We start from the raw sequence: 13,817 nt of genomic DNA, 5'->3' as shown, positions 1-13,817 counted from the left end.
CGCTTGGGCCGCGCCAGTAGTAGCGAGCTACGCTACCAAGCGATGCCAATAGCCTAGACTACTGAGCCGGCGGCATGGCCACTGGCCCAGGCCCACTGGAAGTTAAAGCCGCCTAAATGGCCGCTAACATCGAGTACTTCGCCGATAAAGTAAAGGTTCTCTTGTTTTTGCGACTGCATGGTTTTGGACGAGACTTCTTGGGTATCAACCCCACCCAAAGTGACTTCTGCGGTGCGATAGCCTTCGGTGCCTGAAGGGGTTAGCTGCCAATTGTTCAATTTCTCAGCAATCGCGCTGAGCTGCTTGGCGTTGTATTGCTTAAGTGGTGTGCTGCTAAACCAGTGCTCGCAGAGGAGTTGCGCCATTTTGCGGGTGAAGCACTCGCTCAGTAGGGTTTTCAGTTCCGTATTGGGGTGCTGTGCTTGTTGCTCTAACAGCCAAGCGCTGGCATCACGGTCGCTGAGTAAATCAATCGCTATACTGTCGCCCGGTTGCCAATAAGAGGAAATCTGTAAAATCACTGGGCCACTAAGGCCGCGATGAGTAAACAGCAGGTCTTCTTTAAAGCTTTGGCCGTTGCATTGCACTACGCAATCAGCAATGGAGGTGCCAGATAAGGCGCTGCAAAGTTCTTTGAGTTGTGGATCAGTGATGGTGAAGGGCACTAAGCCGGCGCGGGTGGGCAGAATAGTATGGCCAAACTGTTCCGCGACTTGATAGCCAAAGCCCGTCGCGCCCAAAGTTGGAATGGATAAGCCACCGCTGGCAATGACTAAGGATTGGCAGTGCAAGGTTTTTTTGTTGCACTGCAGAGTGAAGCCGCTGTTTTTAGCTTGAATATGAGTGACTGGGGTGTTGAGTTGGATGGTGGCACCGGCATCTGCGCATTCTTTCAGTAGCATCTCGAGGATGTCACTGGCTTTGTTATCGCAAAAAAGTTGGCCAAGTTTTTTCTCGTGATACGGCACTTGGTGGCGCTGGACCATTTCGAGAAAGTCCCACTGGGTATAACGGGCCAGTGCTGATTTGCAAAAATGAGGGTTGTTGGAGAGAAAATTATCCGGCTCGGTGTACATGTTGGTGAAGTTGCAGCGCCCACCACCCGACATGAGGATTTTTTTGCCAGCTTTATTGGCATGATCAATTACTAAAACTTTACGACCACGCTGCGCGGCAGTTAACGCGCACATTAATCCAGCAGCACCGGCACCAATAATTATTACATCCACAATGAATACAACCTGAAGTTTAAAAATCAAAGCTGAAGTTTAGCGGCTTTACCCTTCACGTAGGCAACAATCGTCAGGAGTCTTTGGGGGCACGGGCGGCTCGTCCGCATAAAAGCGGTAGTCAATATTGGAATTGTTCGTAATATGCGGCATGGGTTGCATGGTTGTGGCGTTTGCGTTTGCGTTTGCAATTGCGGGTCAGCGGCCCGCGCTCCCGGCCCGCAGCACCTCGCTATAAAAACACCTACAAGCTGAAGTTTAATATTTAGCTATGCAAGACAAATTGCCCAGTAAAGCAAGCGCCATCTTGGCCGTCGTGGGTTAAAATGCGACTGTCTAAGCGAATACGTGCCTTACCGTGGCGTTGGTACATCTTAATAAAGCGCGTCCAAATAGCTTGATCTGGCGCAGAGCAGATAACCTTGGCATCAGCTAAAACCGGCAACGGATAATCAATTTGCCCTGCCTGTACAACGATATGTGTGGTATTTATACCCATCTCACGTAAACGTAAGTGCAACCAGCCCCAACTGGCTAAGACACCAGCACAGTACAAACTACCGCCAAACATAGACTCTTGATGGTTACGGTTTTCTGGTAGAGGCAAATGCAACTGCAAGCAATGGTTTTGCCAGTTGCGCACCTCAATAGCTAGTGCTGAAGTTAAGGGAATATCACTGGCGAAAACCTGCGCCAGATGTTGGCAGGCACTGTGGCTCGATGTGCTGGGCATGACAACCTCGCTGAGAAAATGACCATAAAAATGAGAAAAAACGCTGGCTTGCTGAGTATTTTGCCGAAAATGTGAATCTTTAACGACTAGCCGTAAACAAATATAAGATTTTTCAAATTAATAGCCATCTACAGGTTAGAATAAAAAAGATGTGGAATAGCTTTGTGATTATAAAGGAGAGGCGCTTGTGGATTCTGTAGCAACCAATAGTATATTTTTTGTTGGTGGTTTATTAGTTGTTATCAGTATTCTGGTCAGCGCCATCTCATCACGCATCGGCATTCCCATTTTGGTTATTTTCATGGGTGTGGGTATGGTAGCCGGCACCGATGGCGTCGGTGGTATTGCTTACGATGACTACACCCTGACTTACCTCGTCAGTAACCTTGCCCTTGCGGTAATTTTGCTCGATGGCGGAATGCGCACACGGGTCGCAACCTTCCGCGTAGCGCTTTGGCCAGCCTTATCTTTGGCCACCTTTGGCGTATTGCTTACCGCTGCTTTAACCGGTGTAGCTGCCGCTTGGCTGTTTAATCTCACGCTCTTAGAAGGCTTATTGATTGGTGCCATTGTTGGCTCCACTGATGCGGCTGCGGTCTTTAACCTGCTCAATGGTAAAGGGCTCAACGAACGGGTTGGCTCTACCCTCGAAATTGAGTCTGGCAGTAATGACCCTATGGCGATGTTCCTCACGGTCACTTTAATTGCCATGTTGGTGGCCGGAGAAACCAGCTTTAGCTTAGAGTTCTTTAGCAGTTTAGCTCGCCAGTTTGGTTTGGGCATAGTGTTAGGTTTGGGTGGTGGTTGGTTCTTATTACAGGTCATCAATCGCATTCAAGTTGAGGGTGGGCTCTATCCGCTTTTAGCTGTTAGCGGCAGTATTATGATCTACGCTTTTTCTGGCGAAGTAGGCGGCAGTGGTATTTTAGCAGTCTATGTGTGCGGTATGGTGCTGGGTAATAGCCCAATCCGTAGTCGTCACAGTATTTTGCATATGTTTGATGGCTTGGCTTGGCTCAGCCAGATTGGCATGTTCTTGGTTTTAGGCTTGTTGCTAACGCCTCACGAGCTTTTACCCATTGCCGTGCCGGCTTTATTGCTCTCACTTTGGATGATTTTGTTTGCTCGTCCCTTATCGGTTTTTCTTGGCTTGTTGCCGTTCCGTGGTTTTAGCCTGCGCGAACGCATGTTTATTTCCTGGATTGGCTTGCGTGGTGCGGTACCTGTGGTCTTGGCGGTATTCCCGCTGGTTGCCGGCCTGCCGAATGCGCAACTGTTTTTTAACGTGGCTTTCTTTATTGTTTTGGTGTCGTTATTACTGCAAGGCTCAACTTTGTCTTGGGCGGCCCGTAAAGCTAAAGTGGACTTACCACCAGCGCCCGCGCCCATTTCACGGGTAGGTTTGGAAATGCATCCCACCAGTCATTGGGAGCTATTTGTTTATAGTTTAAGCAGTCAAAAATGGTGTATTGGCGCGCAGTTGCGTGAACTTAACATGCCTGCCGGGACTCGAATTGCGGCATTGTTTCGTAATAATCAATTGTTGCACCCCAGCGGCAGTACGCGCCTAGAAGCGGATGACTTTCTATGTGTTATTGGCTGTGAAGATGATCTGCCGGCACTGGGACGCTTATTCAGCAAAGCGCCGCAACGAGGTTTAGATATGCGCTTCTTTGGTGACTTTGTGCTGGAGGGGGATGCGCAACTGGGCGCTGTGGCTGATGTGTACGGTTTAAAACTGGATGATTTAGATCCGAAAATGACCCTCGCCGAATTTATGACGAATGCTGTGGCCGGTGAAGCAGTCTTGGGTGACCATCTGGAGTGGCAAGGATTGACTTGGACAGTGGCATTAATGGACGGCCATAAAGTCAGTAAAGTTGGTTTGAAATTTCCCGAAGGAAAACGTCCCGAGTTACCGTTGTTTTAAAATATGCACGTCTGATCAAACGACATTGCGGGTCATTTAGGACTTATTGCTACTTAAAAAGGTTGCTGGCTTATGAAGTTTAGAGTGTTGTTGCTGTTAATCGCTTGCCTTGTCGGTTTCCCAGTGAGCGCCAATAGTATCGCCCTCAATCCTCAGGATGTGCGCCAAGCCCTAACTGACTTGCCCACTCGCAAGCTACCAGAAGCTGAACAGCAAGCAGTACAGCAAGCCTTGGAGCAGACTTTGGCTTGGCTCGACATTGTTGAGCGCACTGAGCAAGCGCAGAAAAAACTCCAAGAGCAGCTGGCTGCTGCGCCGCAACAGATTAGCGCAGCGCAGAACGATTTGCAGCGCCTACTGGCGTCAACTCAAGCTGATCCGAGCCAACATCTGGCCAAGGCTTCAGTTAAAGAGCTGGAAGACTTGCTGGCTGAGCACAACCTCAAACTTCGCGAGTTACAAAAAGACTTAAATGATGCCAATGCTTTAATTGTCACCGCGCAAACCCGTCCTGAGCGTGCCCAAGCAGAAATCAGTAGCAACCAAACTCGCATTCAAAAAATTAATAACTTACTGAAAACGGTTAAAGACGATAGCAAACTGTCCAGTAGTGAAAAGAACTACGCGCTGAAAGCCGAGCTCTTGGCCTTAGAAAGTAAAAGCAACTTACGCCGTGCTGAGTTATCGGGCAATAGCGTGTTGCAGGAACTGGGCAGCAGTCGCCGTGATCTATTGCTCAGCCAAGTCAATCGTCAGGAACAAGACATCCTCGCCTTGCAGTCTTTGTTGAATCAAAAGCGCCAAGCGGATTCTGAAAAAACTGTTGCAGAGCTGTCCTTGGAGGTGAGTAAAGCTGGGACTGACAGCTTATTGTTGCGTGAAAGTAACTTAAATTTAAAACTATCCGATTACCTACTAACGATTACCGAGCGTCGTAATCAGCTGACTCAACGCAACTTGCTGGTTCGCCAGCAGCTCGATAGCGTGCAGCAAACTGATCAAGCCTTGGAAGAGCAAATCAGCGTGTTACAGGGCAGTTTGCTCTTGGCGAAAATCCTATATGAGCAAAAGCAAGCCTTGCCGCAATTGAGCTTTGACCGCAGTTTGGCCGATCAAATAGCTGATACGCGCTTGTATCAATTTGAGTTACGCCAATTGCGCGATACCGTCAGCCGCTCGGATGAGTACGTGGAGCGGGTGTTAAGAGATACCCCGTCCAGTGATGAGCAAATTGCATTACGCTCCAGCTTGCTGGATTTAGTCCGTTCACGGGCGGATTTACTGGATCGCTTAAACCGCGAACTCAATGCTTATTTAAGTGAGTCGATTACTCTGCAGCTCAATCAAAAACAACTGCAAAGTATGACGGCAGCGCTGCGCACCACCCTTGATGAGCAAATGTTCTGGATACCCAGTAATAAACCTTTGGACTGGGACTGGATCAAAGCTGCACCAGATCGGCTTAAGTATCAGTTTACTTCGGTGCTTTGGGGGAATGAGACAAGTCTGGTTTGGCAGTCCTTGGTCAAGCGTATTTGGTGGTTTACACCGTTATTTGTCTTTATGTTTGTGATGCTCTGGAAGCGGCCAAAAATCATCCAAGCGTTGCGTGATTTGCATGCAGATATTGGTCACTTTCGCAAAGACAGTCAGATGCACACGCCACGGGCGCTGTTTTTAAATCTGCTGTTAGCCGCGCCAGGTGCGTTGGCGTTGGCCAGCTTTGGTTTGGCCTTATCGGTGGGTGGCCAAGGCAGCGTCTTAGAAATTGGCGATGCCTTGTTAGCTATGGCGCAGGTTTGGTTGGTATTTTATTGCATGTATCGAATTTTAGCGCCTAACGGAATGGCGATCATGCATTTTCGCTGGCCACGGGCGCAGGTGGCTTTTTTACAGCCCAAGATCCGTGCGCTGGGTTTAACGGCCTTATTACTGAGTGCAGTGGTGACTGTTGCCCAAGGGCAACCAGCGGCTTTAAGTGAAGATGTGGTCGGCATTATCTTATTGATGGGCTGCCTGTTGTCACTGACGTGGCTGATGGCACGTTTGGTTTTTCATCGTTATAGCTTTGAAAGCACCTCACTATTGCGCCGTTTAATTGGTTTGGTGGTGGTACTGCTGCCTTTCCTCTTTACTGTGGCTTTGGTTTCTGGCTATTACTACACCGCACTGAAACTCAGTGAGCGCCTAATCAATACGTTATCTTTGGTGCTGATTTGGATTTTGCTTGAGGCTATGGTTGTTCGCGGTTTGGCTTTAGCGGCACGCCGTTTAGCTTGGCAGCGCGCGCAAGATGCTCGACAGAATCAACCTAAAGATGGCGTGGAAGGTGAGGTTGCCACCGACGATATGGTGTTGGATATTTCACAGATCAATGACCAATCTCTGCGTTTAGCACGCTTGGTGTTATTGGGTGTGTTTGTCGTCAGTTTGTATTGGGTTTGGTCAGACTTATTGTCTTTATTTACATACTTAGACAATGTCACGCTGTATGAAAATATCAGCAGTGTGGGTGCTATCGTGCCCATTAGTCTGCGTGACGTGCTGGATGCTGGCGCTATTATTGTTATCGCCATTATGCTGGCGCGTAACTTACCGGGTTTGCTGGAGGTGTTGTTTTTATCTCGCCTCAAACTGGCGCAAGGCACAGCGTATGCGACCACAACTTTGCTGTCGTATACGATTTCTGCCACAGGTTTTGTTGCGACCTTATCGGTCTTAGGGGTGAGTTGGGATAAGCTGCAGTGGCTGGTCGCGGCATTATCTGTGGGTTTAGGTTTTGGCTTACAAGAAATATTCGCCAACTTTGTTTCCGGCTTAATTATCTTATTTGAGCGGCCTGTGCGCATTGGTGACGTGGTGACTATTGGCAATTTATCTGGCACGGTTAGCCGTATTCGCATTCGTGCCACCACCATTACTGACTTTGACCGCAAAGAAATAATTGTACCCAATAAGGTGTTTGTTACCGATCAGCTAGTGAACTGGTCGTTAAGTGATACGGTAACGCGTGTGGTAATTAAAATTGGTATTGCTTATGACGCCGATATGGATTTAGCGCGTAAGCTGATGATTCAAGCCATGCAAGAAAACCCACGGGTGATGCGTGATCCAGAGCCTTTAGTGTTATTTTTACAAGTGACACCGAGCATTTTTGAGCATGAGTTGCGTTACCATGTGAGTGAGCTGTCTGATCGCAACCCGTCGATTGATGAGGTACTGCAGCGCATTGTGTTAAGTTTCCGAGAGCACCACATTGATATGGCCTTTAACCAGTTGGATGTCACCCTGAAAAACCGTCAGGGTGATGAGCGACAGTTACTGCAGACCACGCGCAACCCGCTTACCACTAATCAAGCACCGTCAGTTTAATCACTGTGCCGTGCCGGAGTGCCTATCCCATGAAAAGCCTAGACACCCTCGAATTTGCTGGGCGTTTTGCGCGCTTAGGTGATGCATTTTCTGCCGCTGTTGAACCCACTGCTGTGGAGCAGGCGAAGATGGTGATTTGCAGCGCTGACGCTTTAGCGTTGCTGGATTTGCCGGCAGAAACCGCAAGTGATCCACGCTTATTGCAACTGGCCAGCGGTGCTTGGCATTGGCCAGAGGTGACGCCGCGGGCCATGGTTTATGCTGGGCACCAATTTGGCGGCTATACCCCGCGTTTAGGTGATGGTCGTGGACTGTTGCTGGCTGAGGTACTCAATAACGCTGGTGAGTATTGGGATGTGCATCTAAAAGGGGCAGGTCTGACGCCCTTTTCTCGCAGTGGCGATGGCCGCGCAGTATTGCGCAGTAGCATCCGTGAGTTTTTAGCCAGTGAGTATTTACACACGCTGGGTATTGCCACTTCGCGAGCACTCTGTGTGACTGACTCTGATACAACCGTGTGGCGTGAGCATCGAGAAACCGCAGCGATGTTAATTCGCTTGGCTCCCAGTCATATTCGTTTTGGGCATTTTGAGTATTTTTATTACAACAAACAGTACGCCGAGCTAGAACAGTTACACGAGCACGTGCTGAAGGACTTATACCCTGAGTGTTTAACTGCTGCTGAGCCACTGGCTGCATTGTTGCAAGCAGTGGTTAAACGTACGGCGCACACCATTGCGCAGTGGCAAGCTTATGGTTTTTGCCATGGTGTGCTCAACACTGACAATATGTCGATTTTAGGTTTGACCTTTGATTTTGGCCCCTATGCTTTTTTGGATGATTTTCAACAGGCGCATATTTGTAATCATTCTGATCACCATGGCCGTTATGCTTTTAATCAGCAGGTCAGTATCGGTTATTGGAATCTCACGGCTTTTGCCGAAACCCTAACCCGTTATGTCGCCATTGAGCGCTTACAAGAAATTCTTGATGGCTATGCTGACATACAGCAACAGGCTTATTTAACTGCCATGCGCGCCCGCTTAGGCTTGCTTGGTGCAGATGCAGGTGATGCGTTGTTGATTGACAAGCTCTTAGTACAGATGGATCACAGTGCTGTGGATTACACATTGTTCTTCCGCCGCTTAGGTGAGCAGCCTGCAGCTGCGGCGTTGGCCACGATGCGCTCTGAGTTTGCCAATCAAGCCGCTTTTGCTGAGTGGGTGGATGAGTTTTTGCTGCGCTGCAGTACAGACACCCGCAGTCAAGCACAGCGCCGCACCCAGATGCATGCAGTGAATCCACTGTATATGCTGCGCAACTATTTGATTCAGTTGGCCATTGATGAGGCAGAAGATGGCAATTACGGCTTGTTGCATAAACTGCATCAGGTGCTTAGCGATCCTTTTACTGAGCAGCCAGACTGTGAAAACTATGCCCAGCGTCCGCCGCAATGGGGTAAGCACCTGCCCATTAGTTGCTCATCGTAACCTAGCCAAGACTGCGTATAAGCAGCCCAAAGTCTGGATTGTTTACCGCAATACTTTGAGTGCTGAGGTGCAAGATGCCTGTCTGTTGTTATCGGTATAATTGCCGATTTTTGCCGTTTATTTGGGGATTTAAAGCCAAGTTGCATTGCACGGCTATTTTTACTGTGCGAAGGTAGGCGGTTGTGTAAGTGCGTGTGCGCTATTAATTGCAGGGTTTTCTGCCTGAAATTAACGGTAAATGCGTTTCAAGCTGACTACGATTGGCGCCTAAATTGAGCAAGCATGCAGGAGCTTTTGCTATGACCTCAGATAAAACGACCACAGATAAGTCGTCTCGAACCTCTACCGTGCTGATGCCGGTATTTATCCCAGCGGTACTGGTTATCGCACTGATGGTGATTGGCACCATGAGTAACCCAGATAGAGCTGGGGCTTTATTTTCCGATGTTTTAGCCTATGTCACCACCACCTTTGGTTGGTTCTACATGCTGGCTGTGGCAATTTTTTTAGTTTTTATTGTCTCAGTGGCGTTTAGTAGTTGGGGCAATATTAAGCTGGGGCCGGACCATGCTGAGCCTGAATATAGCTTCTTAGCTTGGTTCGCCATGCTCTTCTCCGCGGGCTACGGTATCGCTTTGCTGTTTTTCGGCGTCGCTGAGCCGGTCTTGCATTACGCATCACCGCCAACCGGTTCAGCATTAACCATTGATGCTGCTAAGCAAGCGATGCAAATATCCTTTTTCCACTGGGGTTTCCATATTTGGGCGATCTACGGTTTAGTGGGCTTAACCTTGGCGTATTTTGCGTTTCGCCATGGTTTACCGCTTTCCATGCGCTCGACTTTGTATCCCCTGATTGGGGAAAAAATCCACGGCCCCATTGGTCACACCGTAGATACCTTCGCCATCTTAGGCACCATGTTTGGGATTGCGACCTCTTTGGGCTTGTCCGTAGCACAGATTAACGCCGGCCTTAACTACTTGTGGCCCTCGATCCCGGTCAGTACCACTGTACAAATTATTGCCATTGTGGCGATTACTGGCTTGGCCACTTTGTCGGTGGTGGCCGGTATGGACAAAGGCGTAAAGCGTTTATCCATGCTCAACATTGCCTTGGCGGTATCGTTAATGGTCTTTGTTTTTGCGGTTGGGCCGACAATTTTTATTCTCAATACCTTTATGGAAAATACCGGTAGCTATTTGAGTAATATTGTTGAACGTACCTTCAGCCTGCAGGCGTACTCAGGCAGTGATTGGATTAGTAACTGGACGCTATTTATCTTCGGCTGGACTATCGCTTGGGCGCCTTTTGTTGGCTTATTTATTGCCAAAATCAGCCGTGGCCGGACTATCCGTCAGTTTGTGGTGGGTGTCATGCTGGTGCCGACTATCTTTACCTTCTTATGGTTCTCCGTGTTTGGCGATACAGCATTGCACCTGATTATGGTGGATGGTTACACCGAGTTGATTGAGCAAGTCCAGGCGGATCATGCGGTTGCTTTATTTAAGTTGCTGGAGCACTTACCGTTCAGTTCGTTTGTCTCGTTTATGACGGTATTGCTGATCATCACCTTCTTTGTTACTTCATCCGACTCAGGTTCCATAGTAATTGATTCACTGGCCTCCGGTGGTGTGCTGCATACGCCGGTTTGGCAGCGGATGTTCTGGGCCTCAATGGAAGGGGTAGTAGCCGCAGTATTGCTGTTGGCTGGCGGCTTAGGTGCGTTGCAAACCGCCAGTATCGTGAGCGCCTTACCCTTTGCAATTATTATGCTCATTGCTGTGGTGGGCATGTGGCGGGCCTTGATTATTGAGGGGCACCAAGAAGTGAGCTTGAGCCAGCATATGCAGTCCACACCGGGCGGCTATAAGTCGGGTCCTGGTTTTTGGAAGAAGCGCTTGGCTAACTTGGTGGATTTCCCTGACCGTGATGCAGTGGAAAGCTTTATCCGTACAACCTGTATCCATGGCATGGAAAAAGTGGAGCAGGAGCTGGAGGAAAAAGGCTGGGTTGCTGAGGTGAGTTTTGATGAGCAGAACTTGCGTGCTCAATTCCAAGTGTTTCAAGAGGGTAAGTTGGAGTTCGTTTATGAAGTGCGCTTGCGCTCCTATGCCATGCCTGACTTCACTTTCCCTGAGACCAGTGGCAATAACGATGATGAGCATTACTACCGTGCCGAGGTGTTTTTACGCCGTGGTGGTCAGGCTTATGATGTGTACGGTTACGATGAGCAAGATATTATTACTGATATTCTTGACCAGTTTGAAAAGTACCTGCACTTCTTGCATATCTCACCGGGCATCTTGCCATGGAAAATGGAAGAGCATGATGATGACTTGGTTGGGCAAGGTGAAATTGGTGATAAAGATGGACTGTCGCCAGCACCTGCTGCCGAGATATTAGGTAAGCCGCTATAAGCTTTGGGCTGAGCGCTAGGTTGGCTCAGCGTTGAGCTGGCAAGGGTGGTTGCATTGCACCCTTGCGCTGCTGAGTATGACAATGCAGTAATAAAAAGTGCAGCACTGATCGTCAGGACTGCCCTTTTTTATGCGTGGTGTTTTACCAGCTGAAAATTTCCCATGCGGGGATGCGCATTTCTGGTTTGTCAGCACGGATGAAGTTGCCATCACTGCCATCAGCCCGTACTAAAAAGTAAGGCTTGCCGACTTTGGGCGTGACTTTTACTGCATATAGAAAGCCATTCAAACGGTATTCCTCAACGGTTCTATCACCTTTTTGCACAATGGTGACATCGGGCTCGCCAGTTACTGGCTCTTCAGCAAAGCTCAGCAGTGGGCAGCTGATTAAAACACTGGCTAAGGTTAAGCGTTTTAAAGTAGTACGCATAGTCTTGATCCTTTTTGACAGAAGTGGCGTGGTAATGACTCTAGTCTAGCAAGAGCGCGGCAAGGGGTGTTAAGGAGATTGTAATTTGGGTAAATACTGAGTATCGATCAAGCGTCATTGCTCACACAGTGCAGTAAGTTGATTGGCTGTGTGCCTTAATTGGCGAGGCATTGTCACGCCGCTCCTTGTCATGCGAGCGGTAACCTTTGTTTAGAAAGCTACTGAGGTTTTGGTCTTAGGCGTTATAGGTTTTTTAGCGCTGAACGGTGCTGAGAGCGGTTTTTCTGTCGGGTAAAATTACCGCAGATTAATCAGGTATAGTGAATTGACCGTCCATTAGCAGTGCTTGCTCAAGGAGAATGCTATGACCCAGTTAGCCGCCAAACAATTATTAATCGTGGCCCATGCGCCATCGCCGAACTTGCAGCGTATGTTAGACGCCATTGTGCGTGGTGCGCAGCATGAAGATATTGAGCATGTCGAGGTGCGTGTGGTTAAGCCTCTAGAGGCAGGCGCTGATGAGGTGCTAGCTGCGGATGCAATTATTCTAATGACTCCAGAAAATCTGGCCTATATGAGTGGGGCGCTGAAGGATTTCTTTGATCGTACTTACTATCCGGTATTAGAAGAAAAGCAAGGTCTGGCTTGCGCCCTAGTGGTGCGTGCTGGCCATGATGGCACTGGTACTTTACGTGCACTTAAAACTATTTTGACTGGCTTGCGCTGGCAGCAAGTGCAAGAGCCGCTGCTGTGTAAAGGGGCTTGGGATGAGACTTTTATAGAGCAGTGCGAAGAGCTGGGTATGGGCATGGCCGCTGGTCTTGATGCCGGAATTTTTTAATACGCTGCAGCGGCTTGAGTCTTTGCTGTCGGGTGCTGCATCGTAAGTAACTTTTTAGCTTATCAATGGGCTTTGCCCGTCTGTGTGTCGCCCATCCATAGACGACACACAGGGCCATGCTGCGCAGCTGTTACAGGGTGATATACACCCCAGTTGGTTTGCCTTGGTTATCCAACTCCAGTACTTGCAAGCTGCCTTTTTTCTCAGGGCCCATACCCGGTGAGTTATACGGCATACCGGGCAGGGCAAGGCCTTTGATATCCGGCTGCTCGGCCAGTAATTTATCAATGGCGGCGACCGGCACGTGACCTTCCACCACATAGCCTGCAATTTCTACTGTATGGCAACTGGCGGCTTGGTCGGTGCCTAAGTGTTGCTTGACTTGATTGATGTTGGCGTGATCAATCATGTCCACCTTAAAACCGTTCTCTTCCAAGTAGTGGGCATACTCCACGCAGCAACCGCAGTTGGGGTCTTTATGTAAGGTGGCAGCCAAAGGTGCGGCAAATACTTGACTGGTCAATAAGCTCAATGCGCTGACAGCGATGGCGCGGCTGAATAAGTTTTTCATGCTGGTACTCCGAAATTAAAAAAAGGCTAAATTAATCAACTCGAAGTGCTCTTAGGTGGTTTCGTCAGCGGAGCGATTGCTCTGGAACTGAACAAAGACGGCAGCAAGCTGTGCTGTGCGACGCTTGGGCTTGGAAACATTAGCGGCTGACTGGCGCACAGTGCATACAAACAGCAGTGATACACAGTCCCAGCGCAATCCGTGTCACAGCTCACTGTGGTCTGCGAGTTGTCCCCATGCTGGCTGTGTATATCTGCCTGCATGGCGCTGGGTGCTGGAGTAGAAGAGTGATGTGCAAAAGCCGACTGCAGTGCGGCCAAAACTAAACATAGCGCCAAAAGCACTGCGTAGAGGTGCGCATAGCTCTGCTTTGAGCAATGCTGCATTTAAGCTTTACTCGCGAGTGCTGTGCTATCTGTTTGCGCTAAACCATCAAGGATGGAGCAGGCAGACTGGGCATCACCGTGGCACTGATTAACCAATTCCGCGAGCTGCTGGCGCATGCTTTGCAAATGCATAATGTCTTGATCCAGTTCGACCATATATTGCTGCGCTAAGGCTTTCACATCAGCACTTTGTCGGTCAGTATTCTGCCATAAATCCAGCAGAGTTTTAATCCGCTCTAAAGAAAAACCTAAATCACGCGCACGTTTAATAAAGCTCAACTGTTGCACGCAATTGTCATTGTAAAGACGGTAACCGGCACTGGTGCGTGGTGCTGGCGCTAATAAGCCGGTTTCTTCGTAGTAACGAATCATTTTCCGGCTAATGCCAGAGGCTGCTGCAGCCTCACCGATGTTCATC

The 13,817-nt window shown here is 49.0% G+C and carries 10 protein-coding genes; 5 read left to right on the top strand and 5 right to left on the bottom strand.

From position 1 onward, the window contains the following. Positions 1 to 53: 53 nt before the first annotated feature. Together O6P33_RS01510 and O6P33_RS01505 are read right to left on the bottom strand one after the other, a co-directional pair. Entirely contained in the window at positions 54 to 1,190 is a 1,137-nt protein-coding gene (locus tag O6P33_RS01510) for an NAD(P)/FAD-dependent oxidoreductase (protein WP_269819441.1), read from the bottom strand. Between the two features lie 304 nt (positions 1,191 to 1,494). Further along, positions 1,495 to 1,962: a YiiD C-terminal domain-containing protein gene (locus O6P33_RS01505; RefSeq protein WP_269818491.1), complete on the bottom strand. Its 468-nt coding sequence runs from the start codon at positions 1,960 to 1,962 to the stop codon at positions 1,495 to 1,497. A gap of 187 nt (positions 1,963 to 2,149) precedes the next feature. On the opposite strand from O6P33_RS01505, the gene O6P33_RS01500 reads away from it, so the two are divergent. From O6P33_RS01500 to O6P33_RS01485, 4 genes are all read left to right on the top strand, one after another. Further along, entirely contained in the window at positions 2,150 to 3,892 is a 1,743-nt protein-coding gene (locus tag O6P33_RS01500; protein WP_269818490.1) for a potassium/proton antiporter, read from the top strand. 72 nt (positions 3,893 to 3,964) lie between these two features. Further along, positions 3,965 to 7,264 (top strand): mechanosensitive channel MscK, encoded by a 3,300-nt coding sequence (mscK, locus tag O6P33_RS01495; protein ID WP_269818489.1) that lies wholly within the window; start codon positions 3,965 to 3,967, stop codon positions 7,262 to 7,264. A 29-nt stretch (positions 7,265 to 7,293) separates the two neighbouring features. After that, positions 7,294 to 8,754, top strand: coding sequence for a protein adenylyltransferase SelO (locus tag O6P33_RS01490; protein ID WP_269818488.1), 1,461 nt, complete (start codon positions 7,294 to 7,296; stop codon positions 8,752 to 8,754). Between the two features lie 299 nt (positions 8,755 to 9,053). After that, entirely contained in the window at positions 9,054 to 11,171 is a 2,118-nt protein-coding gene (locus tag O6P33_RS01485) for a BCCT family transporter (protein WP_269818487.1), read from the top strand. A gap of 142 nt (positions 11,172 to 11,313) precedes the next feature. On the opposite strand, the gene O6P33_RS01480 is transcribed toward O6P33_RS01485, so the two are convergent. Further along, positions 11,314 to 11,601: a DUF2782 domain-containing protein gene (locus O6P33_RS01480; protein ID WP_269818486.1), complete on the bottom strand. Its 288-nt coding sequence runs from the start codon at positions 11,599 to 11,601 to the stop codon at positions 11,314 to 11,316. A 364-nt stretch (positions 11,602 to 11,965) separates the two neighbouring features. On the opposite strand from O6P33_RS01480, the gene O6P33_RS01475 reads away from it, so the two are divergent. After that, the gene (locus tag O6P33_RS01475; protein WP_269818485.1) at positions 11,966 to 12,442 is read left to right on the top strand and encodes a flavodoxin family protein; all 477 of its coding nucleotides are present in this window, start codon (positions 11,966 to 11,968) and stop codon (positions 12,440 to 12,442) included. 130 nt (positions 12,443 to 12,572) lie between these two features. On the opposite strand, the gene O6P33_RS01470 is transcribed toward O6P33_RS01475, so the two are convergent. Beyond that, positions 12,573 to 13,013, bottom strand: a complete 441-nt coding sequence (locus tag O6P33_RS01470; RefSeq protein WP_269818484.1) for a DUF411 domain-containing protein — start codon at positions 13,011 to 13,013, stop codon at positions 12,573 to 12,575. 386 nt (positions 13,014 to 13,399) lie between these two features. Continuing rightward, positions 13,400 to 13,816, bottom strand: a complete 417-nt coding sequence (gene cueR, locus O6P33_RS01465) for a Cu(I)-responsive transcriptional regulator (protein ID WP_269819440.1) — start codon at positions 13,814 to 13,816, stop codon at positions 13,400 to 13,402. Position 13,817 lies beyond the last annotated feature (1 nt).

The organism is Denitrificimonas caeni (assembly GCF_027498055.1).
Lineage (GTDB): Bacteria > Pseudomonadota > Gammaproteobacteria > Pseudomonadales > Pseudomonadaceae > Denitrificimonas.
The sequence above is the reverse complement of the archived record's forward strand: the minus strand, read 5'-3'. Positions and strand labels throughout refer to the sequence as shown.

Coding starts and splice junctions, on each gene's coding strand:
- O6P33_RS01510 (WP_269819441.1), bottom strand. CDS start 1,190: ATGTGCGCGTTAACTGCCGCGCAGCGTGGTCGTAAAGTTTTAGTAATT.
- O6P33_RS01505 (WP_269818491.1), bottom strand. CDS start 1,962: ATGCCCAGCACATCGAGCCACAGTGCCTGCCAACATCTGGCGCAGGTT.
- mscK (WP_269818489.1), top strand. CDS start 3,965: ATGAAGTTTAGAGTGTTGTTGCTGTTAATCGCTTGCCTTGTCGGTTTC.
- O6P33_RS01490 (WP_269818488.1), top strand. CDS start 7,294: ATGAAAAGCCTAGACACCCTCGAATTTGCTGGGCGTTTTGCGCGCTTA.
- O6P33_RS01485 (WP_269818487.1), top strand. CDS start 9,054: ATGACCTCAGATAAAACGACCACAGATAAGTCGTCTCGAACCTCTACC.
- O6P33_RS01480 (WP_269818486.1), bottom strand. CDS start 11,601: ATGCGTACTACTTTAAAACGCTTAACCTTAGCCAGTGTTTTAATCAGC.
- O6P33_RS01475 (WP_269818485.1), top strand. CDS start 11,966: ATGACCCAGTTAGCCGCCAAACAATTATTAATCGTGGCCCATGCGCCA.
- O6P33_RS01470 (WP_269818484.1), bottom strand. CDS start 13,013: ATGAAAAACTTATTCAGCCGCGCCATCGCTGTCAGCGCATTGAGCTTA.
- cueR (WP_269819440.1), bottom strand. CDS start 13,816: ATGAACATCGGTGAGGCTGCAGCAGCCTCTGGCATTAGCCGGAAAATG.